Origin of the sequence: Pseudoalteromonas sp. MT33b (genome assembly GCF_014117385.1) — a bacterium.
Classification (GTDB): Bacteria; Pseudomonadota; Gammaproteobacteria; order Enterobacterales; family Alteromonadaceae; genus Pseudoalteromonas; species Pseudoalteromonas lipolytica.
The window spans coordinates 433,133-458,551 of sequence record NZ_CP059832.1; the positions used below are offsets into that span (position 1 = coordinate 433,133).

The following is a 25,419-nucleotide window of genomic DNA, read 5'->3' on the forward strand; positions in this document are numbered from 1 at the left end:
CATATTCATCTCCAAAAAGTTTGTCTTCGAAAATAAATGCGAGCTACTTATGCAAAATTTGCATTGTCTGCCGCTTCTTATTTTTGATTTTAATAACATGGAGTAAATGAAATGGATAATGACAAATTTAATGCAGCTGTAGCAGCCGATTTTTTAGAGAAAGTTAGCCAGTGCCTCTATCAAGAATATGACGCTATTTATGACTTAAACTTTACGGAAGATAATTTTGATATAGAGAAGCTGTTATTTCACTGCTTTTCGAGTAGCTACAAAATTAGTTTTAGTTATGAACAGTTATCTCTTCTAAGGTCACTATTATTACTGCTTTTCAGCAACACTAACTTATTAATGAGTAATGACGCTGGTGATACTGAAGGCTTTGTTGATGAACGTCAGTTAGAATTTGACTTCGATAACTCGCATTAATTCGCTTGCAGTGAACATGTTTATCTTTAAGTACATATAGGAGATAAACATGGACCAAACAAAACTTCAAATTGTCAGAAAGTACACAAGAGAATCTAAGTCACCTTTTAAAGACGCATCGACGAGCCTTTGGCTTGCAAGTGTCACTAACGAAGACGGGCTTGAGTTAGACTTTTCACAATACATTTACGTTCATCGTGATGATGTTGGAAAAGTCGTCGGGGTCAGTGTTAGCAAGTCTATTGCTCGAGAGCATAGCCTTGAAAGTCAGTATCTTGAAGGGAGCGGTATGTACCGCATACTCATCTTTTACATTGACCAAATCAAAGATTTCTGCGAGCTCTGGGCTGATGAATTTGAACAATTCTTTCTACTGCCGCCTGATTTGTTTTTCGAATTAGCGCAGTGGCATTGGAACACAATCATTGAAAAAGATGGTTAATTGAAGCGACTCGAAAGAGTCGCTTTTATTGAGCAAATTACTGTCAGATAGCGTCATGCCCTTACTTGCAATGACACTATTCGTTGGCATTCACTTTTTTATTATCTAGATATACCCAAATAGCGCCGCCAATCATCATTGATAGGGGGACCAGAAAAGTTAAGTATTCAATCTGAAAGTTCATAGTACTTCTCCAATTCAAAGCGAGTAAAAATAGAGCTCGCTACATTTGCTAGTAATTAACTATAACATATAGCAATCTCAGCATGATTTCACTATACGGCCTAGAGCAATATAAATGTCATTTCTACTATTCATGACATGCTTTCTCAAGTACAAAATAGCGGCGCTATTAAGATAGTAAACCAAAATTCACTTTACTAAACTGGTAATAAACACACTTATTTTGCTTGTTTATTTCTTACTTAATAGTGCGAGACAGACTGAAATAAGCAGGACGCTCAATCATCACTTAGCAAATGTCGTTACCACCGCACCCTGGCGGAGGACCTAGATTTGGCTTCTTTAGGAAGTCAGCTCGCATATATAAGCGGTTTGCGATAAGAGTTAACTGTAGGGAGAGTTAGCTGTGTGAGTTGCACGAATGCGTTGCAACAAACTCAGATGAATGGCAGAGCAATAAAAGAGAAAAGCAGGCACAGTGTGCCTGCTTTTCTCTTTAGATTTCTCATCGACCAAACTTATGTATTTGCACAGTACATAAAACAGGAGAAACTGTGTGAAGACATTACGCTTAAAGTTCGTTCTAGATTTAGTTCGAGTTATCGTGAATGTAATTTATATATTTGTGGTTATTGCAGTTGGGTTTTGGGTCGTGGATTATTTTTCAATCTACAGAGCTGCACCAGGTTACTCATTCTCGGGTATCGATGGATACGCACGACTTATTATCGCATTCATATTTGCAGAAATCTTAGGTTATGTAGAGTCGAGCTTAAGAGAGAAGTACTTGTAATACTCAGCGCCCAATGGGCGCTTTTCTTATGAAGATTGATAAAGCAGCTTATCGTTTAAGGTTACTCCACCAATTTTTAAGTTTATCAAATAAGGATAATTTAGAGTTTTCATTAATAGTTGAGTTGCAGGTATTTTCAATCATTTGTAAGCCTGTATCGTTACACCAAACTACACGGCTTTTTGTAATGAAGTAATGTGATCGGCACTTAAAAGACCAATTACCAATTGAAGGCTTTAAAGAAATACTATTACCGTCAAAAATAAGTTTCCAGTCAGAAGGAGAAAGTGGCGTAACCACTTCCTCACCGCATCCGCAGCAACATTTATGGACGGCTGTACCGTACTCCAATGAAATATACACTGTGGTGGATTGTATATTTTCCGGCACATAATCAACAAATTTATGCTGCATCTTCATCTTCTTCATCTCCTAAAAGCATATTCGCATTAATCGTGTAGGTTGAATTATGCTCTCCATTATGATCATGATAGAAGCCTAGTAATTTCTTCCACCTTATCACAGCAAAGGCTGCGTTAAGCCCATTTAGCTCTGCAATTTGGATATTGCTGGAGTAATCATCTTCGTTTGCATCACTGAGTGACACAATACTTGAAAGATGCTCGTGTCTGTCAGTAGTGCAGAGAGTCGTTCTAACTATCCCTGTTAGTTTTTCGTCAACTAACTGAATTCCTAAACCAACATCAATAAAGGGAATCGATTTAGATTTAAGGAACTTAAAAATTTCTTTTTTGGCTGAACCACTATCAATACAAATAAACACAAAATCCAACTCTTCTATAAGGTGCAGGTTTTGCTCTGTAAGATAATCTGGGTGAGCAAAAATGCCATTACGCATTGAATCATAGCGTTGTTTGTGATGCTCTACTTTAAACCTGAGCAGATTCAATTCATCTAAAGATGTAGAGCCAGGTGAACGAAATGCATTGTGCTGGCAGTATTCATCTCCATCAATAAGGTGAATTTCACTCACTGGAGTTTTAGATACGAAATCTAAAATGTAAGACCCTGTGCCACCCAACCCAACAATTCCGATACGCTGACTTTCAAGCTTTGCAGATACAGCTGTTATACCTGCTCTGCAAGAGTTGGTGTCAATGTACTTGAAAATGTCATCATCACAGTAAGACTCAATGGGTTTATAGGTTTGTGCAGACACTGCTGGCGATATTGCCTGTGCTGGGTTCTGTAATATAGATACATATTGTGTAAACTTGTGATAGTAATCGCTATACCCGCCATTTGGTTTATTTGAGAATGAACGATTTGCGACTAAATTGCCCGTTAATGGCGTATTGTTCTTTATATGGATGATCTGTTGAATCTCGGATCCGTCAGCATTGCATGGCTGTTCTCCAATAAAGTGTATAACGTGAGTTGATGGTCTTTTGGTAACATTGCCATTTAAGGTTAAGTCCGACACAAGAGTGCCGAACTTAACTTCTTTTTGACTATTCACGTATGGCACATTACTTAATAGGACATGACCATTTTGAATTGTTAACTCGTAACCTTCATTTTGAAGGCGTTTTAAGTCGGAACTAAGATTTATCAGTTGCTGTGACATTGAAGATCACCCCGCTCTTAATTCTGACATCATCACCCATGACCATAGAACCTTCTCTTTTATCGACTCCCTTTTTAAAGGTCATGGTATAAATTCTGCTGCTATTATCAACAAAATCTCCAAAGGCTAGTTTTACAACGTCAACAAATGACAGGAATTTTTCGGTAACAGTTTTTGGTCGACCATTTACGATGACCACAAACTCTTTATTTTGTCCATGAATATCATGGTTCGGGTTATTGTTAGGCATAACAATTACTCCAATTAATTTAAATTAAATAAGAGTGCCATTCAGGGCTGGCACTGTCTCCCATACAAGTTCTATCCACGATTATCTTGAGCGCCAGTGAGAGCAAACTTGCTCCCAGCGCCCAAAACGAAATCGAGGATAAGACATTACATGAACTAATTTTTGTTTAGCCATGCGAAGTCCTCCAAGTTGATTTGAGAGGAATCTCTTGTAATGTGAAACGACAGTCGTTATGCTTTTACGACATCTTGCAGGATGTAATGGCATAATTATGAGGCATGAGTCCTCTTATCTAGTGCCCGAAACAAGTATTAAACGGATACTTTGTTTCACGTTTCACAGAAAATAGGCAATGGTTTTTACCATTGCCTATTTTTCTTTTCTAACACCTCGAAAAGGTGTCTTGTCAGATGTTTTCACATCCATAAATTGACCTGTCGCAGAATCTCTCTTTACCCAATGCCCGCTCGGTGTTTGAGTTTGAGATCTGCTCCGGACAGCTCCATGACGTCGGTTATCGCCAGATTTTCCATTTTTTGCCATAGTAATATTACCTCTCATCTATTGAGTACTAATTTAGATCATTATTGATCATTAAATAAACTACATGATCATTTTGATCATGTCAAATGATCCTTTAAGTTGATTTGCGATATAAAAAATATCAGTTATCATGATAATTATAATTTTGAAAGGGAGAGGAACATGTCAGAATTAGAAACAAAATCTCACTCAGTGAAAGAGAGGTTAAGGTTTATTGAGCTTACTCTTTTGTTTAGAGGTTGGATTATTCGTAAAGATATTGTTGATAAATTTGAAACTAGCATGCCTGCGGCCACGAGAGATCTAAAAGCATATAACGACTTAGCCCCTGGAAATATGAGTTTGGATAAGAGTACTAAGAAGTGGGTTATCGAGCTGGGAGGTTTTAACCCTATTTTTCCAATTGAGCGAAATACTGCATTATCGATACTCAGAAATTCAGAATTTGCACAAAGTATCGGTATAACTCACTCTGGTGGTGTGCTAGGGGTGCCGCGCATTTCAGCGCCTTCCATTGATGTATTAGCCCACCTAACTAGAGCAGTTGCAAATGGTGAGGCTGTGCTTATTGAATATTGTGCAGCTTCTAGAGGAGTAGAAACTACAGAAATAGTTCCACACTCATTTGTTGATAATGGTACTAGGTGGCACATTCGTTCTTACGATAAAGCAAGAGGTCGGTTCTGGGACTTCGTTATTGGTCGAATAATGAGTATTAAGCATATTGATAGTAAGGTACTTCCAGAAGAGACTTACGATGCTGATTATCAATGGAACCGCATGGTTAGATTAGAACTGATACCTCATCCAAGTCTAAAGAATTTAAATAATAAAAAAGCGCTAGAGTATGAGTATGGAATGGAAAATGGGCAATTAACCATACAGGTTAGGGCCGCTGTTGCTGGGTATTGGTTAAGAATGTGGAATGTTGATTCTTCAACAGATCATAGTTTAGATGGAAAGCAATATCAGCTTTACTTGAAAAACCCAGAAACCTTATACGATGTAGAAAATGCTCTGTTAGCTCCGGGCTATAATAAACCATAGGGAATTGTGTTTTTTGCTTAGGAACACTATCGCGCCGTTAAGCTATACCATTACAGCTAAATTTTTTAAATAGTTATATTTATTTAATCAAGAATAAAATTTATCAGTAATCACACTGATAAATTTTGTTCTTATAATTGTTTTTTCATTCATTATCTCAGCTTCTGCCTCCGTCAGTAGTGGCAGCTTTGATTTCTTGTCAAACCGAGTTGGCATTTCATTGAGTAGCTGCTTATAGAAGCGTTTTGTGTCATGCTGAATTTTTGTTGATGCCACAATAAGAAAGACTTTGTCATACAACTTCTGCTCTCCAAATAATGCGCTTTTAAATTTTAAAATGCTTTGTTCGTGCTGTTGTTTTCGCTTGAATGAGTGCTCTATTTCAATTGCAGCGACTTCGTTATTGTTCAGTAATACTAGCGCATCAACGTTTTTTACATCATTTGCTGGAAAAAGGCGTTTAAACTCTAACTCAGTCAAATAGGCTTTCCATAGCGGATTGGGAGTACCGTCTGTATTACTATTTTGAATGCCAAGCGCAAGAACTAAACTTAAAATGCTGTCATGCATAATTGAGTTTTGATTCACCTGGTGTATTGGCTCTGATGTTGAGCGAAAAGGGCAGTCGATTTGTGTTAACTCACGCGCATATTGTGCGCCTGTATATGATAATACATAGATGCGCCCATCTGCCGCGCGGATTGTTCTAGCTGCTTGAAGTAACCCCATATCGACGAGCTTGTTTAAAAACTCTAACGTCTTCGCTCTGTTCGTTTGCCATACCTCTGCACATACAATCGCTGATACAAATCCAAACCGCATTGCATGTTTTATTGTCCACTCTAGTTTTACCTGGCCTTGTTGTCGTCGGTTTTTATATTTTTTGTAATGCATATCGATGTCAAAGTAAGGCAGATATACATTACTGTTGGTAATACCTGAGGTATCTTTATCTATCGTCATTTTTTATCTCCATCGTGATTTGTTTACTTGGAGATATGAAGGTTTGAGTGATACGAATTTTGTTCAAATAGCGATGAACTATCGGTTTTTCATTAGGAGAAGCATTCGCTTCACTGCACCTGATGAAACTACTTATAAATAAACTAAATATGAAGTTTCACTTCATTAATCGCAAAGGTTTCACTTTGCGATTAAACGCTTACAACCCACACCAGCTCTAATGTTGACATTCGTCAACGAGCTGGCTCTACGAAGCGTTCGCTTCTAGGGTTGACGCTTAGCGCATGTCCGGCTTGCGCCGCACTAACCCCCCTTTTGCCATGCCAGGCTGCGCATTGATAAATCTTGTTGCTTGTAACGCTGGCAGTCGTTCGTATCCTCACTTTTAGGTTTACTGTTTCATTGCTTCGCTATTTCACAGTAAATTTTTGCTCCACAAAAACAAAAGCGGGGTTAGTCCGCCACGGTCGGACATGCGCTGCTGCGCTCGAAAATTGGCTTCGCAATTATTCTTACTACGCGATTTATTGAGTTGTTTCATAACTGCTTTTTGTTGCAGTCAAAGCGGTTGCTTTGATGCGAGATGACGCTTCGCTTTGTAATTAACACCAGAACACTTTCTGCATAATCTACTTTTATTAATCTTTGATAATGCGTATACGATTATCTCGTTGACAAAAAACAGATACAGAACCTCGAATTGTAGCGGGATGAGTATCTTTGCTTTTATTAATAATCAAGCTCTACAAAGAGCCAAGGAGAACGAATTATGAGATAGATAAGATGGTTTGCCTGCACAGCATTAGCTGTGATTAAACCGTAAACAGGCTGGTGTTTAGCGCTGCACGAGAAACAAAGCCATAGATAAAAGCAGTCAACACTTTTTATCTTTGAAAACTTTTTAGTCGATAAAAGTTTTTTAAAAATATGTTTGCAAATGAGTTTTAAATTCTTAAAGTCAAATAGCGCCAAAACGAAAATTAAGGTGCAATTATGACAGACTTACTAAGTTTAAAACTATTCGGCCATTGTTCTGTAGAGCCATTTTTAGAAGAAGATATAGATACACAAATCACCCCAATTGATGTATGTGATGACATTCTGACCAATCCTTTAAACCTCTCAGCGCAGACAGATATGGCTGCTGCAACTTCTTGCGTGCTTACAGATGAAAGTGATATTTCAGAGCCCTTTATAGAGCCTGTATCGTTAATTGATATTAATGACAACTTAGCTTTGTCAGAGTCAATATCGAGTACTGATGAGTGCCATGTAAACCACACAGATCATAGCTTTATGTTATCGGATGAAGGCGGGATCATAACGTTTGATGACGACCACGGTGCGTCAGACTGGGGATTTGATGATGCAGGTATCAGTGATAATACAGATTTTTAGGTTAGCCAAGGAAGAGATGTGGTGGATAGCATTTTGGGCAGGTGTAGCAACAATCATCTTATTCGCAGTGGTTTTTTATCTGATCAAAGAAATTTTGAAAAGAAAATACACTTCAAATAAGAAATGGTTTGCACTAGATCTGATAGTTACCCGCTTTTCAATTGGTGACTGTCAGTTTAGGTTTGAGCAAAATTCTTCTCAGCTAATACAAAAAGTTGGTAATCAAATTCTCGTTAGTTTTAGTTAATGTCCTTACCAAAGCCCACATCAGTGGGCTTTTCTGTGTTCAAATTCCAATAAGGTCTGTTTTATATGTATTTAAGACTTCGCCCAGATTTAACTGTAAATTCTTGCTAGTTTATTCCTCAAAACGAATATAACTAAAGGTGACTCGAAGATACCTAAAGCAAACCAAAGCAACTTGGTAGGATTGACTCTAATTCTATAAAGCTGACGTTTTGCTAATAAACCTCTGATTCAAAAGGAGTTAACCTAATATTGTAAAGCTCTGTTTTGAGCGAAAACTTTGTGAAATCTGCTTCTTTCTTTAATTTCTTTAGCTCTAAGTTAGAAACTGTTGAAGGTGATTGCGACTTTAATATTTTCTTATGCTCTGAATATGCTGTTTTCTGGCAAAGTAAATCAACCTCAAAAACTACTTAAAAAACTAAAAATAATATTTTAAGACTAATAAAAAAGTGTGTCGCAAATTTACTGTTTTAGCGTTATTGTAAGTAGGTACAAAGTATTGCGGGAAACTTAAATGGACAATTGCAGCGTTCTTATCATTGATGATGAAGAAATTAATACCTTACAGTTAGAGCATGCCCTAGAGGATGTTGGTAAGATTACAACTTCTAACAATAGCTCCGAGGCTATACAACTTATAGAAAAAATTAAGCCTGATATCTTAGTTCTTGACTTAGAAATGCCTACAGTCAGTGGTTTTGATATTTTAGAAGTCATACAGAAAAAGTCTACTCTGGCACATATTAGAACTGTTGTTATTACGTCTCACAGCGATCCTGCGATTGAAGAAAAAGCCTTATCTTTAGGCGCGATAGACTTTATTTCAAAACCCTTAAACCTCAGACTATGTCGAATTCGTATTGAAAATCATATAAAAATCAGGTCGCAAGAAAAGATATTGCAACAGACTCAAGCAGAACTATTTGCTGAAAAAGAGCAGTTGAGAATCACTCTTGACTCGATTGCTGATGCTGTTATTTCTACTGATAAAAAGGCAAATATTGTGTATATGAACCCTGTAGCGCAAAGACTTACAGGGTGGTCACAAACAGCAGCGAAAGGTCGCCATATTGAAGAAGTCATGAAGTTAGTCGATGCTACGACCAAAGCTTCATCAATTAACCCATTAGTCGTTGCATTAAATGAAAATAGACCTGTTGCTATGGCTTTAAATACGCAACTAATAAGTAAGCAAGGAATTGAACATCGAGTTGAAGACAGCGCAGCTCCTATCCTTGATAAAAACCATAATCAATGCGGCGCTGTTATGGTGTTTCAAGATGTAAGCGAAGCTTTAGCTATGTCAATGCAGATGACTTATTTATCTCATCATGATCAATTGACCGCACTACCAAATCGAGTGTTACTGCATGATAGACTCACGCAAGGCATAGCCAGAGCAGAATTTAATGACTCTAAATTAAGTTTAATGTTACTTGATTTAGATAAGTTCAAGTTTATTAATGATGCATTAGGTCATCACGTTGGTGATGAGATAATTGCCCATATTGGTCATAGTTTAGATTTATTTGCATGTAACGATATTACTGTCGCACGTGTTGGCGGGGATGAGTTTGCACTCGTTGTTCCTCATTCAGCTAACTCATTAAGCCTAGAGCCTCTTGTTAATCAAGTTCTCAATGTTATTAGCAAGCCTTTCAGGTCTGGTGGTGAACAACATGTGCTTACAGCAAGTTTAGGTATAAGTGTGTATCCCGACGATGCTTCAAGCGTTGAAGAGATGCTTCGTCATGCAGACTCTGCAATGTATAAAGCAAAGAATGAATCTGCAAATAGTTACTTTTACTTTAGTGACGATTTACAGATTGAAATGAATAGACGCCTTGAGGTTGGAAATAAGCTAAGAAAGGCACTAGAAGAAAATGATCTCGACGTTCATTATCAACCTAAATATGATTTAAACACTGACACACTTATTGGTGTAGAAAGCTTAGTCCGTTTAAAAGATGGGCAAGGCGGCTTTATTTCTCCAGTTCATTTTATTGAATATGCCGAGGAGACAGGGCTTATTTTTCGCTTAGGAGAACAGGTTCTAGAAAAAAGCTGTATTGCTGCAAAAAATTGGCTCGATAAAGGTCTCCCTATTAAAGTTGCAGTAAACATATCTGCTAAACAGTTCACAGATACTAAACTTGTAGATACTGTTGCTGAGATTCTTGAAAGAACGCAATTACCTAGCCGTTATTTAGAATTAGAAGTGACAGAATCGGCCTTGATTGAAAATTTTGATTATACTGTAAGTCAATTAAAGCTTATTTCTGGAATGGGGGTGAGTATTGCTCTTGATGACTTTGGTACTGGATACTCAAGCCTTTCATATCTAAGATTATTCCCATTAGATGTGCTGAAAATAGATCAGTCTTTTGTTCGTGATATGCTTGATGATGCTCAAGCATTTAATATTGTTACTACTATAATTGAATTAGCTCATTCACTAGGACTGCAAATTGTGGCTGAAGGGCTTGAAACTTTGGAGCAAAAAGGCAGACTGCAAGAGCTTGGTTGTCAAATTGGTCAAGGTTATTTACTTAGTAAACCATTGAGTTTCAACAACGTTGATAAGCTAATTCAAACCAGTATAGCTGAAGGAATATTATGTCCTTAAGTTTAAAGCCCTTATCACAATGTAAAGTATTCATCGTTGACGATGATGAGATGGTAAGGCTAAGTTTAGGAGTTATTTTAGAAGATCATTTTTCCGTGGATGCATACTCTTCAGGTCAGGCTGTTTTAGAAGCCTGTGAGGATTTACTTCCTGATTTGATTTTACTAGATATTAATTTACCGGATATAAGTGGTCTGGATATTTGTAGGCGACTTAAGGCTAAAGCTACATTCGAAAATATCCCAATAATTTTCATCACTTCGACTTACGACACGGAATACCAAAATGCATGCTGGGAAGCTGGTGCTTCTGATTTTATTGGTAAACCTATTACTGCATCGACATTGATACACCGCACGAAAAATCATTTAGAGAATAAGCTTCGATTAGAAAAACTATTACAGCTTACTTATAAAGATTCGTTGACAGGCTTATTTAACCGTCACTATTTGGATTTAGAAGTTGCAAACGTTTTTAAACAAACTTCAAGAGAGAGGAAACCGTTCAGCTTGCTAATGCTGGATATCGACTTCTTTAAATTATACAACGATCAATACGGGCATCCGCAGGGAGATGCTTGCCTAAAAATAATTGCTGATGTTATTGAGCGATCTATTCAAAGACCTCAAGATATAGCAATACGATATGGTGGCGAGGAGTTTCTTGTCATACTGCCATTCACTGACTTCGACGGCGTTAAATTCATATGTGATCGTATTTCAGCAGAGCTTGAGGCAATTAATATCCCACATTTTAAGTCTTTATGGGGCCGCGCTACAGTTAGTATCGGTGGGGTTATCTATGAGCACCAAAATAAGGTGAGCTTAGGCGAGTTGATTAGTTGCGCAGATAAAGCGCTTTATACGGCTAAGGCTGATGGGCGAAACTGTTTTAGGCTAAGCTTTTGTGATTGATTTTGGGTTTTTCTTATTACTTTTTGTAGAAACCTCAGGAACATAGCCTATACTTTTGAGACTGTTAACTTACCAAGATATACGATGAAACATTCCCAAAAGCGTCGAGATTTTCTAAAAACACTCGGTGTTGGTGCTGCGGCATCAACACTTGCGTTTAAAGCTCCTTATGTTTTTGCAAAGAACAAAGTAACCCTTCGTGTGATGGGAACACATGTTACATTGCAAGAAGAGCTTAGACAGAGAGCAATGCGCGAGCTAGGTATAAACATCGAGTTTACGCCTATGGGGAGTGCCGCCGTTTTACAAAAAGCAGCAGCAGACCCTAGTTCTTTTGATTTGTTTGAGCAATGGTCTGACTCTATTAATATTTTGTGGCAAGCAGATGCAATTCAGCCAATCGAGGTTGATAGACTCGTTTATTGGGATGAAATAAACCCACTTACCAAGACTGGCAAAATTGTACCGGATGCAAAGTTAGGCGCAGGCGATTCACCAAACAAGCTGCTTTATGCACAGGCAGATGGTTCGTTAGGAGCAACACCATCCAAATTAATTAGCTTCATGCCATATGTACATAATGTCGATTCATTTGGCTATAACACGAATGTTATTGAAAAAGGTATCCCTTACGAAACAGAATCTTGGGCATGGTTATTAGATGAAAAGAATAAAGGGAAAGTAGCCTTAGTTAATGCACCAACAATAGGTATTTTTGACGCTGCTCTAGCTGCTCAAGCTAAAGGATTAATGAAATTTAATGATTTCGGCAATATGACTATTGCCGAGATTGACCAATTATTTGCCATTTTATTTGAAAAGAAACGGCAAGGTCATTTTTCAGGTTTTTGGACTTCGGTTCCGCAATCTGTTGATTTTATGAAAATGAACCGAGTGACCATTCAAAGTATGTTCTCACCAGGGGTCAGTGCGCTAAATGGGCTAGGCATTCCAGTAACTTATGCATCGCCAAAAGAAGGGTACAGAGCATGGCATGGAGTTATGTGTTTATCAAAAAATACCCATGGGCATGTTAAAGATGCAGCGTATGAGTATATGAACTGGTGGTTATCCGGCTACCCAGGCGCATTTATAGCAAGGCAAGGATATTACATTTCTAACCCTAGCCGAAGCCAACCGCTTATGTCGAAACCTGAGTGGAACTATTGGTATGAAGGACAAGAAGCATCAACTGACTTGAAGGGAACGGATGGTAAAGTATCTGTTAAAGCTGGCGAAGTAAGGGATGGTGGCAGCTATATTAAACGCTTTTCAAACATCGCTGTTTGGAATACCGTGATGCCAAATTATGACTACAGTTTAGATAAGTGGTATGAGCTACTTAATGCATAAGGAATTAATTTGTTGAGCTTTTTTTCAAAATCTCTTGCTGCCAAAATGTCACTAGCGATGGCACTTGTCTTAATCGCCATGAGTGTTAGTTATTTGATTATGAATCAAAGGCTGAAAACCATCGAAGACTCTTTCAATGATATCGCTAGCATTAGTAATTATTCGGTAGATATTTTAAAAATCAATAAAGATATTGTTGAGATGCAAAGGGATATCTCAGTTTACGGAGCATCAGGTAGTGCCCCCGTTTTTAAAAAAATAATGGTAAATTTTGAAAGTATTGAAAGTCGATTAGCTGAAATTACTTTAAAAAATACTGTAGGAAGAACGAAAGCTCACATAAATGGAATGACGCAGCTAGTAAGTCGTTATGGTGATAATTTAAAAGTATTGAAACTTCGCTTTACACAACGAAATAACTTAATTGAAAAAGAGTTACCCCAAATTTATCTGAATGCAGTTTTACTTCTTGACGATTTGAAAACAAAGACGATTAATACAAATGATAAGTTGCTAATTGCCGAATACCTTAATCTTTGGCATGTGCTGCATCATGATGCAATTCAATTTTTAACAAAAAAAGAGTATGCCAAAAGAGCATCCGTTGAAAAAATACTGGATACGTTATCTGAAAATGGAGCTGATAATACTAAATTTGAAAAAATGCTCAATTTCGTAAGCCATTATCGGGTGGTTTTTTCAAAAAGTGTTCAAGCTAATCGAAACTATTTGAGCTTAGTTAATGTTGTTATGGCAGGCGATGCAATTGAATTTAGTACGCTTGCAAATAGCTTAAGGGAAGATTCGTTAACTCAACTAAAACAAATAAAACGGAATGCACAACAAGCGGTTACAATGACAGAGAGTATTTTAAATGTACTTGCTTTAATGGTTGTTATATACATTGTCGTTCTATCTTTATTTTTTCACCTGCAAATTACACGTGGGATAAAACGCTTAACAAATAGCTTCACACATTTCTTAGATGGAGATTTGGAAGCACCGATTTATGATTTAAAACGAAAGGATGAAATTGGTATTTTAGCCAAGGCGGCTAATAAGTTTAGAGAACTAAGTAAAGATCTATCTGAAGCGAAGCAAAGTGCTGAGCATACAACAAAAGTTAAGTCAGAGTTTCTAGCAAACATGAGCCATGAAATTAGAACACCTATGAATGGTATTTTAGGAATGGCTCGCCAGCTAAGCCGCACGACTCTCACACCAGAACAAAGCAAAATGCTACACCTCATACAGTCTTCTGGCGCTAGCTTATTAGTTATTATCAACGATATTCTTGATTTGAGTAAAATTGAGGCTTCAAAAATTGAGCTTGAGTCTGAACCAGTAGATTTAAGCTATCTTTTAGAGGAGCTTAAACACCTATTTCAGGAGCAAGCAGATAGTAAGAATATTCAGCTTTATATCTCTACAACTCCGGAAGTTGAAAAACTGGCTTTTTTGGCCGATGAAACGCGCTTAAAGCAGGTATTGATAAATTTACTGGGTAACGCTGTTAAGTTCACAGAGAGAGGAAGCGTTTCGCTAACTGTAAACATACAAGAGATTGGGCTTGATGAAGTAAAGCTTACGTTTAATGTATCAGACACAGGGATCGGGATTGCAAGTGAACACTTGAATACACTATTTGAAGCATTTTCTCAGGCAGATACTTCTATTACAAGGCGTTTTGGTGGTACAGGGTTGGGCCTCACTATATCAAACAAATTATTAGATTTGATGGAAGCACCTCTACAAGTCGAAAGTACACTAGGAGAAGGATCTCATTTTTATTTTTCTCTGTTAGCAAAGCGCACACTATCTTCAATGGACTTAGATCATAAAGATGCTTCATTAACTACACCTAAAGAAGATATAGATTTATCGAATATTAATGCGCTTGTTGTTGAAGATAATGACATTAATCAGATAGTGATTGAAGCGATGCTCAATGAATTTAATATTACCTCTATAAATATGGCAAACAATGGTCAGGAAGCTGTTGAACAATGTGAACTAGGTGTATTTGATATTATCTTTATGGATATGCAAATGCCAGTATTAGATGGTCCGCAAGCCACTGTAAAAATTAGAGAGTTTTCTGCTTTCAAACATACACCAATTATTGCTTTAACTGCTAATGTATTAAGTGCAGATAAGCAGCGCTGTTTTGATGCCGGAATGGATGATTATATCGCAAAGCCACTCGAGTATGACGCTTTGAGGTCTATCTTGCTAAAGTGGTGTAGAACAAATATTAAGCGGACATAGTATGGATATTTATAATAAAGGTGGTGCAAGTTTAGTTGGTTCGAAGGTATTTTTAACAATAGTTTCCTTTGTGTTTTTTATTTTTGCCTTATTTGCAGTTTATTTTTTTGAAGGACACGTTAAAAGTGATGTTTTAGGGTCAATTGATCAAGAGTTTACTGAGACACAAGAGCGCTTAAAAGAAATAGTAACTAGTTCAATTGCTGAGTCAAAATCAGATCTCCGCTTTTTATACTCAACTCCCCCTATATCGGGATTACCAAGAGCTGAATTTAATGATGGAATTGATCCATACGATGGTACTACATACAACCAGTGGAAAGAGCGTCTAGAAACCATATTTATTGGTTTTATGGAAAATAACCTTGCAGTTGAGCAACTTCGTGTTATTGCTGTTACTGCCGAGGGTAGAGAGTTAATACGCGTGCAAAGAGTAGGCGCATCTGTAGAGGCTGTGCCTGACTACTCATTGCAGGCTAAAAGTGGTGAGCCATATTTTTTACCAAGCTCTCAACTTGAAACGAATCAAATTTACATGTCACCACTCACTTTAAATAAAGAATTTGGTGAAGTGGTTTTTCCTTACCAGCCAATGTTACGTTTTTCTATTCCCGTCTTTAGTGATAAAGGAAAGCGGTATGCATTTTTAATTATGAATGTAAATGCTAATGCACTCATTGATAATCTTAAACGAACCGTTTTTAACTACTCTGATTTAATTATTAGTAGCTCTGAAGGTGACTTTATTTACCATCCTGTAGAAGACTATCAATTTTCACGAGATTTAAACCCAGACCTAACGTGGGAAAAAGTTTATAGTCAGAAAGTTCAATATCAAGGGCTCTACACGGTAACATCAAAACTTAACCCTAACTTGCAGTTTTATGTACATTCTACAAAAGTGAAAACAAGACCTAGGAATAAATATGGATATATTAACTTTAATCTTTTAGTACCTGAAAAATACGTAGAAATGTTAGTTAATGAGAAACGTGAAATCACTTATGGCTTCCTAGCGGCTATTGGTGTTTTCACTTCCATATTACTTATAATGTTTTATAGAAATGCAACGAGGAGTCAGTTATTAGCGGAAGCTCGCAGAGAAGCATCTGCAATAGTTGATGGGTCAATCGATGCAATCGTTGGGTTAAATCTAGAGGGTGAGTTAACAAGTATAAATAATACAGCGGAGCGTTTGTTATCAATTTCTAAAGTGACAGCATTAGGGAAACCAGCAATAGACATTGAGTTTCTCTCAAAATTACCCACCCAGACCTACATTAATGATATACAAAGCTCAAAATCACAAATTAAAGATGAATTCTCCGAACAATTTGGCGAAACAACGTTTCATTTTGCGATATCTGTTAGTCCCGTATTTTCTGAACAAAGTACTTTAATTGGACTTGCTTTAATTATTAGAGATATAACAAAAGAAAAAGAAGCTGAAATAAAAGTAAAACGATTAAATACAGAGCTAGAAGCGAAAGTTAGAAAGCGTACTCAGGCACTTGCAGAGGCTAAAGATGATGCGATCAAGCATAGCGATATTAAAAGCGCATTTATATCGAACATAAGTCATGAGCTTCGAACTCCATTGAATGGGGTCATTGGCACTTTAAATATTTTAAAACGAGAAGAGTTGTCTGATAAATCACGAAACCTTGTTGAAATGATGGATCTAAGTGCATCAAATTTAAATCTATTAATTAATGACATACTTGATTTATCTAAGATTGAAGCAGGTAAACTGGATCTAAATCTTAAAACAATCAATCTACAACTACTAATTGAAAGACTAGTTGAATCAAGTGCTATTCGAGCCTTTGATAAAGGGTTAAATGTATATTTAGATACCAGTGACTTAAACTGTGAGAATATTAAAACAGATCCGCTCAGACTCAGCCAAATTTTAAATAACTTAATCAGTAACGCGATAAAATTTACTGACAAAGGCTATATAAAAGTCACTGTTAGTTCTGAGCGCATATCGGAAAAGTTACATGATTTAAAAGTGAAGGTCCAAGATACGGGAATAGGGATAGCGCCTAGTACGCAAGGACAATTATTTGATGCGTTTCAGCAGGCAAGTACGGCAATATCAGAAAAGTTTGGGGGGAGCGGACTTGGCTTGTCTATTTGTAAACAATTATGTCAATTAATGGATGGAGACATTTCTGTCAGTTCAACTTTAAATCAGGGCAGTACTTTCACCTTCAATATTAAAGTTCGCTGCAATGGAGAGAACTTTCAAGTTACTGAAAAATGCTACGAGAATAAAGCTATTTTGGTGGCGAGCAGTAATCAGAATATTTGGGAAGTCTTGGATAAGACAATTAGTTTGCTAGGCGGTATTGTCAGCACATGCTCTATGGCAGAGCTTGGAGCACATAAAAACAAAGCTTTTGATTACGTGTTCTTAGACTATGAAGATGATACAACGAATAACATAGGTTCAATCATTGAAGTTTTAAGCGATTATAACCAAAGTGCTCAGTTTATAACACTTCATCAACCAGGAAATCCACTCCCTAAAGGTATTGCATCAAAAGTATCTCAAATCACCAAACCTATAACCCAAACAGAGCTGGTGCAAGTAGCTGGCTACGAAGTGCCAAAAAGTGAGCCATTATATCTACTTTCTGAAACCAGTACCTTTGAAGTTACAGATGATGTCACTGAGCAATTAAAAGATTGTACGGTATTGATTGTCGATGATAACGAAATCAACATTGAAGTTGCTAAAGGCGCATTAGATGAGCTGCCTATAAATATTTTAACAGCAAGTAATGGACAAGATGCAATTGAACTTTTAAATCACTTCAACACAAATGAGAAGCAAATAAACTGCATACTGATGGATTGCCAAATGCCAATTTTAGATGGTTATCAAGTATGTGAAAAAATACGCACAGGAAAAGCAGGAGAGTCGTTTATTGATATTCCTATCATTGCAATGACCGCAAGCGCTATGGCTGGTGAAAAGGAAAAATGCTTAGCTGTGGGGATGAGTGATTATGTGAGTAAGCCAATTGAGGCAGTTAAGGTATTAGAAAAGGTCATCAAATGGTCGTTATCAAGCTACGATGGGCAATCTAAAGCAATTCCTCTTGTTGTAAATGAACTCAAAGAAGAAAAGCTGTGGGACCGAGAACAAGCCCTTGCACGATTATTAAATAAAGAAGTCTTACTAAACAAAATTTGTGAAGTGTTTGTTGTTAAAGCACCTATTAAAGTGCAGGAACTAATAGAGCAACACAAACAGGGTAATAGTGAAGAAGTCCGTCAAATAGCGCATGCGTTAAAAGGGATGTGTGGTGAAATCAGCGCTAATAAGTTAAGAGAGTTATTCTCTGATATGGAGGTGATAGCAGAGAAAGGTAATTTGGATATAGGCACTCATCTAGCCTCTGTTGAACAAATGATACCTAGGTTAGTAGAGGATGTTAAAAAAAGTACAACTTCTAACAAGTAAACTCAGCTTAAGCCTAAAAGAGGCGAGGTCTAATATCTTAAAAGAGCGTTACCACCTTATGAAATTGTATAGAGCCGTCCGACGGATCTGACTCATTTTTGTTCAATTATGAGTTGTTATACCAGCAGGCCGACAGGATAAACAACAAAGGATTACGGACAGTTTACGCAATTAAATCAGCTATTTTGTCTAATCTATGAGAGTACTAGTTTAATCTTACTTATCCGGGAAGGGAGTTATGGAAAAAGTAAAGCAAAACAGAAAAGAAAAACTTTCTATCTACTTGGCGAGAGATGGGAGCAAGCCAGACTCTGATGTTATAAAGTTAGAAAATACTAAGCAACCTATTGAGCTGTACTTACCAGAAACTGAATCAGCCCGTCTTTACATCAAAAAGCAGCCACCAAAAAATTCTCCTCCTTGGACTAGATTGTTTACAACAGATGCCCAAGTTGACGTGTCTGAATTTGGTACATCTTCAAATGTAGGGGCTGTATTTGTTGTAAGAATATCAGGAGCTACATTTGTACTGTCTTTTGGCACTGGTTTTCACCTTTTAAAACAAGAGTCTATTGAGCGTGATTTCGGTCTAAAAGTGACGCTGAACTCGGTAGATCCTGACAAACTTAGAAGCCTAGACAAAGCCAGTTATGACCACAATCCATTGAATTCAAGAACTCAAAGCACACGGGATGTAGATATATTTAATCTTCATCTGGATTCTGAGATGGAGATGCTTTATGCGGTAACAGGCACATCACTTGTAAAAGAGTTTGGTAGTCATGTAACTGGCAGGGATGCTCTGACAATAGCAGTAGAAACTAACCTTTCAGATATACCCGCGATTCTTTCAAAGTCCATCAAGCAATATCGTTCTAATCTTCCAGATAAATTTAGCTGGGTAGAAAATATCAATAGGGTTCGGGATTATGACGAGATTGAAATACTAGATTTGGAACTAGATCAATACTTGAGTAGTAACAATGTTGCTAATTTCTGGTTAGGGGAGCCAGAAATAGTAGACTGGGAAGGTCAAATCGGCTATTCATTTGATATGTATCAGAAAACTCTCCGACATGTGGTTTTATCTTTCGATGACTATATAGCATACCTGAATGATGTTCCCCCCACAGTTGAGTTAATGAAGAGTAACGTTGTTCACTTAAACAACAATGAGTATCAGTCTATTAAAAGTTGGCCTGTCTACCGCTGCTTGTATGCTGAAATTAAATTTGGAAACGATCATTATATTTTAAGAAATGGAGTATGGTACAAAGTAAACTGTGATTTTGTATCAGCAGTGGATGACTACCTCAGCGATATTGACATTCATCCATTCACTTTTCCCATATATTCTCATGACGACGAGGGCGACTACAACGAGCAGGTTGCAAAGGCAAACAGCGTTTTTTGCTTGATGGATAAAAAGAATATTCAGATTGGTGGCCCATATGACAAGTTAGAGCACTGTGATTTGATAAAGGATGGAAATGAATTTGTTCATGTCAAGTTATACAGAAGCTCGAGCACACTAAGTCACTTATTCTCTCAAGGGTTTGTTGCAGCGGAAGCGTTTATAAAAGACTCTGATTACAGAGAAAAGTTGAACCCCAAATTGCCAGCATCAATCAAATTGGCTGACCCAAAACCAAGGCCTGATCCAAGTGAATATAGGGTGGTTTATGCAATTGCTACAACCAAAGATATACCGAAAGAGCTCCCATTTTTCTCAAAGGTGACATTAAAGAATTCTTTAAAAACTCTGCGGGCGCTAAATTACAATATTTCACTATCTAGAATAGATATTGACCAAAATTGGTTAAAGACTAAAAAGTGCAAACCAAAGAAAAGCTAATAAAGCACTGCTGTTGGAAAAATTGTCCGCTGCGCTCCAAAATTGCAGCAGAATGCGGCGTTATGTACCAGCGAGGAGTGTTTTGAAAAAAGGACTTATCTTGATAGTGGCTTTGCTTTTTGAGAGTAATTTATGTGCATAACCGAAGATGAGGTAAATTCGTAAGAAGCGTTATTTTTGACTAACCCGACAACTTTCTTCAGTCACGTTAAGAGAGCTTGTGAACCCTTCGGTTCGTTTTTTATTCATCTATTTTTATGTTTAGTGAGTAATAAATATGGTGGACATTAAAGCCAACCCACTATTATGTATGATGTAACTATTTTTATAAATCAAAAAAGGTTAAATAATGTGCGTTTGAACTGGTTTTGCTTGATATTTAAGCTTTAAACTGATCTGACCAGTACCGATTTATTCATAGATTTATTTTTTTCCATTTAAAATCACCAGCTTCCGATTGGTATCGTAATTACCTGTATACACAGTAGTTTTTTAAATGTAACCTTTTTCTCGGGTAGATAATTCAAACATGAGAGCGGCTTAGATTTGCTTTAAAAAGCATATTTAGGCATTGTTTTTAGCTTATAGTTTTTAGGTTTTAAATGACTGAAGAAATAAGGGCAGCTGAAGCTGCTGAGCTCCTAAATATAGGTACATCAACATTTAAGCGATATGTTAAAAAGCATAAAAATAGAGGTACATTTGTTGTGTATCGTTACTCGCATAAAAATGTTACTTACTGCAAAAAGTCTGTATTGGCTTTTAAATATGCTAATAAAGCTGAAGTAAGTTAATAAATTTTATTTCAATCATAACACTTTAAATTAGAGCCACTTACTTAGTTTAGTGGCTCTTTGTTTTGTAAATTACAACTACAAGCCCAGCTCATCAAGATATTGCTCTACTTGAGTTCGCCCAACATTTGTCAGTATTAAGTTTTTAATTGTATCATTTCCAATATAGCGGCTCATAAACTGCGAATATTCGCTTTTATTGTATTTGGAGCGAATTTTTAAGCGAATTTTATCTTTAGCATTATTAGCTATTTTTCTTTCAGCTTGCTCTTTTTCTAAACGAGTTTCCCGAAGTGCTTGATCACTCAATGATTTGACCTTAGACATAATGCTGTAGATGTGAAGTTTTAGTGCATTAAATTTTAGTTTTGTATCTGTTTGATATAGCTCATCAGACTTATCATAGCTCTCACCATTAGGGTCATCTGTTTTTCTTATATGATGAAGAAGCGAGCGTGAGATTGCCTCTGCTTCTAATTTTCGATAACCATCTTTGATTAGAATATCTTTGATATTAGATTTCGCAAAACTTCTGCACATTGTGCAGAAAGCCCCATTACTTCCTTTTACATTGATTTTTTCAACATTGCCTTTTATAGCATCTATGGGGCTATAGTCCTTTATTATTTTATCAACTGACCTTTTGGCGAATGGTAATTTGGGGTTCGTTGGCCGCAAAAAAACAAATTCATCATTGCACTTGTTTTTATTTTGTTGCATCCAATTATGCTGCTCTAAAAAAATGGCCCTCATTTCTTTACTAACAGGTAACTTAAATTCTTTTTTTCCCTTCATAGCATCGGCTGGAAATGTAATGAGTGTTGGAAAAGTAGGTGAGTCGAACCACTCCCACCGAAGTAATCTTGCATTTATAGGTCTGACACCTGTTAGAATCATAAATCTAACAATATTCTTTTGGTGAATACTTCGACAGTTCTCTAAGTTAATCCACAGCTCTGCAATTGAATCTATATCGGTATATGCATTACAAGGTGAGGGTAGGCCAGCTGCTTTAGTTACGTAGCTTTTATCAATGTTGAGCAATGGGTTTTGACCGTAATTGTACTTGTTTGCAGCAAAGCGCCATATATTTTTCATAGCTGCATATAGCTCGTTTGCATACCCTTTAGATTCTTTTTCGATAATCTCATCTAAAATAGTTTCTAACTCACCTGCAGTTAGATTTGAAAATGGTCCATCGATTTTGAAATAGGACCTTAACTTCTTAACTCTCGCTAAATAGGTATTGCACGAATTTTCTCGGAACCCTTCAGGGTTTCTCTTGGTTCTGTCTTTAAGTTGCTGCTCAAATGCCCTAAATACATACTCTATGCTGAACTCATCGAAAGTATCATTTTTAATATTATTAGCTTTTTGACGAGCTACATCTAATTGGAGTTGAGGAAACTCACCAAGCTTTTGACCTTTTAAACCAGGGTTTCGTGGGAAGTGCGCATAGATAGAAACATTTCCATTTACGTTAATAACAATTCGTAAGTTATTGCTAGGTTCATATTTAGTCATGCGTTTTTCTGGAGACTTACTGCTTTTTGAGTTTTTATGCTCATTTAATCGGTAGTTTATTATTGACTTTGCAGCTGTAACACAAGATCTGAGAGTGGTTGCTGTAAAAGGTGCTTCGATTGCTTTCCATTTTTCTTGTGCCTTCGAGTACTCATCCATTGTTACCTCATTCAAAAATTTACTCATTTAATTTAAACCTATTTATTAACAGTAAGTTAGTGTTATTTGAAAGATGTGCATACACATGTCAGCAAGAATGATAAAATAGGTTCATCTGGTAACAAATTTTAAGATTTTTGAAAATGTAACTTATTTTTTTGTGTTACATTTTTGTGTTACGGGAGCTGAACCTCAACGAGTTTTATTGAGCTAATCGAGTTTTATTGAGCTTTATTTTTTGAGACTTAATCGTACTACAGCCCTAGTAAATAAAGAGTTTTTATAGGAAAAACATAGATATGGCATTACTCATCAATAACAAATGTATTAATTGTGATATGTGTGATCCAGAATGTCCGAACGAAGCTATTTACATGGGCGCAAAGATTTATCAAATTGATCCTAATAAATGCACTGAGTGTGTCGGGCATTATGATAACCCGACCTGTGTTAGTGTGTGTCCTATTGATTGTATTAAGCCTGATCCAAATCACCGCGAGTCACTCGATGAGCTTGCTGAAAAATATGTACAGCTAACAACAGAGGCATCATAGCTAAGTCTGTTTGGCGTTTTTTAACAACGAATCGCCTTTGTACTAAACCGATATGTCTACAGGTTTACCTGTGCTTATATTGGGTCTTACAGTAACCTCTTGAGATATCGGGGTGGCGAAGTTTTAAATGTTTGGTTTGCCTGCCTGTTGCGCGTTTTCGCCAGAGTCTAAAGCTTGAGTTTGTTAGCTGCTGGCGCATTAAAGCGATCACGCTTTTTTCATTTAAGCCAAATTGTTGCTTTATTGCTTCGAACGGGGTTCTGTCTTCCCACGCCATTTCAATGATGCGTGATATTTCGTGGTCTAAGTGCTGCATTACGACTCCTTTTTGCTAGTTGTACGTGCCTGCAGCGCATTTAGATTACAAAATATCGTGATGCCACTGCTCTGCTAAAAAGTCGATAAAGGCTCGCACTACATTTTGTTGAAAATTTCGCGATAAATACACTGCCCATATATGTGAACCAACGGTTGTATACTCTGGCAGCACTTTTATAAGCTCACCGGATAACAAATGATCATTCGCTAAATCGCAGGGTAAGTGAGCAATCCCCATTCCTTGTTTAGCTGCTTTGAGTAATACGCCCATATCATTGGCGACTATGTTGCCCTTAACGGTGACCTTTTGTGTATTACCGTTACGTTGAAACTGCCACACGCTGTGTTTTTTATGGACAAGGCAATTATGCGTAGCTAAGTCATTGGGGTCGCTTATTGTATTGTGCTGTGCTAAATACGCCTTCGATGCGCATACCGCTGTTGCTATATACATAAGCTTGCGAGCAATTAACCCTTCATCAGGCTGGTGGATATAGCGCAGGGCAATATCTACGCGGTCATCAACAAGCTGCGATAGACTATCGGACAGTAATAACTCAAACCGAGTTTGTGGATGGCGCTTGGTAAATGCTTCAATGGCCTCAAACAGTTTATGTTGCCCAAGACCAATGGGAGATGCGAGTCGAATTGTACCGACTAATTCATTGTTATGACTGTGAGCACGGCTTTGTAAGTCAGACACTTGATTTAATATTTGCTGGCAATAGCTTAGCGCTTCTTCGCCTTGAATAGTTAAACTGACTTTACGCGTTGTTCGATGAAACAATCTTAAATTAAGCCACTTTTCAATATCTTGAATATGTCTTGATACTTGTAGTCGGCTTAAACCTAAGTGTTCAGCGGCCTGTGTAAAACTCCCTGTGCGCGCCACTTCGACAAAGCTTGTAATTGAATTGAGTTTATCCATTGGTATCTTAATATGAAACAATGTGTATCTATGTAGTGTATTTATCAGTAAATGGTGAACAAGTAAACTGCTGTTAATGAAACAAACAACGGAGTATTCCTCATGAAATTAGCAGTATTAGGCGCATCAGGCTGGATTGGTAGCCACATTACTTCAGAAGCATTAACACGCGGTCACCAAGTTAATGTGTTAGTAAGAGACGCAGGTAAAGTAACCCAAGATAATGTCACGGTAACTGAATTTGATTTAACAAAAGACGATATAGCAAACGCCGCAGCAGGCAGCGATGTAGTAATTGTGGCTATTGGTGGTCGTGCTCTTGGTAATCATGAGATTGTGGCTAACAGTGCTCAACAATTACTGAGTGCATTGGCTGGCACTGGCATACGTATTTTATGGGTAGGGGGCGCCGGTAGTTTAGAGGTTGCACCGGGTGTCACGTTGATCTCTAGCCCTGATTTTCCAGCTGAATATAAAGATGAAGCACGTGCGCAAGGTGAAGCGCTTGAGGTGTTTAGAACATCAACAGCAGATACACCTTGGACCTTTGTATCCCCTGCTGCGGTAATTTATCCTGGTGATTCAGAGGGCCCTTATCGTGTAGGAGGCGACAGCTTCTTTACTGACTCAAACGGCGAAAGCAAAATATCAGTAACCGATTATGCTAAAGCCATGCTTGATGAAGCGCAATCTGCAGCACATTTAAATCAACGTATTAGTATTGCTTACTAGGCCTTTCCTCGGGCTCATAAAATGGTATTCTTAACGT

22 protein-coding genes are annotated in these 25,419 nt (G+C 37.3%); 15 read left to right on the top strand and 7 right to left on the bottom strand.

The window, feature by feature from the left end; all coding sequences use genetic code 11:
- Window positions 1–111 precede the first annotated feature (111 nt).
- The 3 genes from H3302_RS17930 (at window position 112) to H3302_RS17940 (ending at window position 1,844) form a co-directional block, all read left to right on the top strand.
- Entirely contained in the window at window positions 112–426 is a 315-nt protein-coding gene (locus H3302_RS17930; RefSeq protein WP_182396754.1) for a hypothetical protein, read from the top strand.
- Window positions 427–475: 49 nt separating this feature from the next.
- Entirely contained in the window at window positions 476–868 is a 393-nt protein-coding gene (locus H3302_RS17935; RefSeq protein ID WP_182396755.1) for a hypothetical protein, read from the top strand.
- 739 nt (window positions 869–1,607) lie between these two features.
- Window positions 1,608–1,844: a hypothetical protein gene (locus tag H3302_RS17940; protein ID WP_182396756.1), complete on the top strand. Its 237-nt coding sequence runs from the start codon at window positions 1,608–1,610 to the stop codon at window positions 1,842–1,844.
- 48 nt (window positions 1,845–1,892) lie between these two features.
- On the opposite strand, the gene H3302_RS17945 is transcribed toward H3302_RS17940, so the two are convergent.
- The 3 genes from H3302_RS17945 to H3302_RS17955 are packed head-to-tail and all read right to left on the bottom strand — an operon-like array spanning window position 1,893 to window position 3,682.
- Window positions 1,893–2,264: a DUF6527 family protein gene (locus tag H3302_RS17945; protein WP_182396757.1), complete on the bottom strand. Its 372-nt coding sequence runs from the start codon at window positions 2,262–2,264 to the stop codon at window positions 1,893–1,895.
- A complete protein-coding gene (locus tag H3302_RS17950; protein ID WP_036970305.1) occupies window positions 2,248–3,432 on the bottom strand; it encodes a ThiF family adenylyltransferase in 1,185 nt (394 codons plus the stop codon). Before H3302_RS17950 ends, H3302_RS17945 begins: the two co-directional genes overlap by 17 nt.
- On the bottom strand, window positions 3,407–3,682 hold the full coding sequence (locus H3302_RS17955; RefSeq protein ID WP_182396429.1) for a multiubiquitin domain-containing protein: 276 nt from the start codon (window positions 3,680–3,682) through the stop codon (window positions 3,407–3,409). The genes H3302_RS17950 and H3302_RS17955 overlap by 26 nt, the downstream gene beginning before the upstream one ends.
- Window positions 3,683–4,387: 705 nt before the next feature.
- Here H3302_RS17955 and H3302_RS17960 point away from each other — a divergent pair.
- Window positions 4,388–5,272: a WYL domain-containing protein gene (locus H3302_RS17960; RefSeq protein ID WP_036970301.1), complete on the top strand. Its 885-nt coding sequence runs from the start codon at window positions 4,388–4,390 to the stop codon at window positions 5,270–5,272.
- 87 nt (window positions 5,273–5,359) lie between these two features.
- Here the strand turns inward: H3302_RS17960 and H3302_RS17965 are convergent, their stop codons facing one another.
- Complete coding sequence (locus H3302_RS17965; RefSeq protein ID WP_182396430.1) at window positions 5,360–6,235, bottom strand: hypothetical protein; 876 nt, start codon at window positions 6,233–6,235, stop codon at window positions 5,360–5,362.
- 993 nt (window positions 6,236–7,228) lie between these two features.
- Here H3302_RS17965 and H3302_RS17970 point away from each other — a divergent pair.
- From H3302_RS17970 to H3302_RS18010, 9 genes are all read left to right on the top strand, one after another.
- Complete coding sequence (locus H3302_RS17970) at window positions 7,229–7,633, top strand: hypothetical protein (RefSeq protein WP_182396431.1); 405 nt, start codon at window positions 7,229–7,231, stop codon at window positions 7,631–7,633.
- A 16-nt stretch (window positions 7,634–7,649) separates the two neighbouring features.
- Window positions 7,650–7,880, top strand: a complete 231-nt coding sequence (locus H3302_RS17975) for a hypothetical protein (RefSeq protein WP_182396432.1) — start codon at window positions 7,650–7,652, stop codon at window positions 7,878–7,880.
- 516 nt (window positions 7,881–8,396) lie between these two features.
- Window positions 8,397–10,508, top strand: a complete 2,112-nt coding sequence (locus H3302_RS17980; RefSeq protein WP_182396433.1) for an EAL domain-containing protein — start codon at window positions 8,397–8,399, stop codon at window positions 10,506–10,508.
- Window positions 10,499–11,422 (top strand): diguanylate cyclase, encoded by a 924-nt coding sequence (locus H3302_RS17985; RefSeq protein WP_182396434.1) that lies wholly within the window; start codon window positions 10,499–10,501, stop codon window positions 11,420–11,422. Before H3302_RS17980 ends, H3302_RS17985 begins: the two co-directional genes overlap by 10 nt.
- An 84-nt stretch (window positions 11,423–11,506) precedes the next feature.
- Entirely contained in the window at window positions 11,507–12,775 is a 1,269-nt protein-coding gene (locus H3302_RS17990; RefSeq protein ID WP_182396435.1) for a PotD/PotF family extracellular solute-binding protein, read from the top strand.
- Window positions 12,776–12,787: 12 nt separating this feature from the next.
- Window positions 12,788–15,043: an ATP-binding protein gene (locus tag H3302_RS17995; RefSeq protein WP_182396436.1), complete on the top strand. Its 2,256-nt coding sequence runs from the start codon at window positions 12,788–12,790 to the stop codon at window positions 15,041–15,043.
- Between the two features lies 1 nt (window position 15,044).
- Window positions 15,045–18,518: a PAS domain-containing hybrid sensor histidine kinase/response regulator gene (locus tag H3302_RS18000; protein ID WP_182396437.1), complete on the top strand. Its 3,474-nt coding sequence runs from the start codon at window positions 15,045–15,047 to the stop codon at window positions 18,516–18,518.
- A 238-nt stretch (window positions 18,519–18,756) separates the two neighbouring features.
- The gene (locus tag H3302_RS18005; RefSeq protein ID WP_182396438.1) at window positions 18,757–20,373 is read left to right on the top strand and encodes a TIGR04141 family sporadically distributed protein; all 1,617 of its coding nucleotides are present in this window, start codon (window positions 18,757–18,759) and stop codon (window positions 20,371–20,373) included.
- A 602-nt stretch (window positions 20,374–20,975) separates the two neighbouring features.
- The gene (locus H3302_RS18010; RefSeq protein ID WP_182396439.1) at window positions 20,976–21,167 is read left to right on the top strand and encodes a hypothetical protein; all 192 of its coding nucleotides are present in this window, start codon (window positions 20,976–20,978) and stop codon (window positions 21,165–21,167) included.
- A 78-nt stretch (window positions 21,168–21,245) separates the two neighbouring features.
- Here the strand turns inward: H3302_RS18010 and H3302_RS18015 are convergent, their stop codons facing one another.
- Window positions 21,246–22,877, bottom strand: a complete 1,632-nt coding sequence (locus tag H3302_RS18015; protein WP_182396440.1) for a hypothetical protein — start codon at window positions 22,875–22,877, stop codon at window positions 21,246–21,248.
- Between the two features lie 272 nt (window positions 22,878–23,149).
- Between H3302_RS18015 and H3302_RS18020 the strand changes: the two genes are divergently transcribed.
- A complete protein-coding gene (locus H3302_RS18020) occupies window positions 23,150–23,404 on the top strand; it encodes a YfhL family 4Fe-4S dicluster ferredoxin (protein ID WP_182396441.1) in 255 nt (84 codons plus the stop codon).
- A gap of 64 nt (window positions 23,405–23,468) precedes the next feature.
- On the opposite strand, the gene H3302_RS18025 is transcribed toward H3302_RS18020, so the two are convergent.
- A complete protein-coding gene (locus H3302_RS18025) occupies window positions 23,469–23,720 on the bottom strand; it encodes a TIGR03643 family protein (RefSeq protein WP_036972356.1) in 252 nt (83 codons plus the stop codon).
- A 45-nt stretch (window positions 23,721–23,765) separates the two neighbouring features.
- A complete protein-coding gene (locus tag H3302_RS18030; protein ID WP_182396442.1) occupies window positions 23,766–24,650 on the bottom strand; it encodes a LysR family transcriptional regulator in 885 nt (294 codons plus the stop codon).
- Window positions 24,651–24,752: 102 nt separating this feature from the next.
- Here H3302_RS18030 and H3302_RS18035 point away from each other — a divergent pair, with 102 nt between their 5' ends.
- Window positions 24,753–25,382 (top strand): NAD(P)-dependent oxidoreductase, encoded by a 630-nt coding sequence (locus H3302_RS18035; RefSeq protein ID WP_036972354.1) that lies wholly within the window; start codon window positions 24,753–24,755, stop codon window positions 25,380–25,382.
- The last annotated feature ends 37 nt before the right edge of the window (window positions 25,383–25,419 follow it).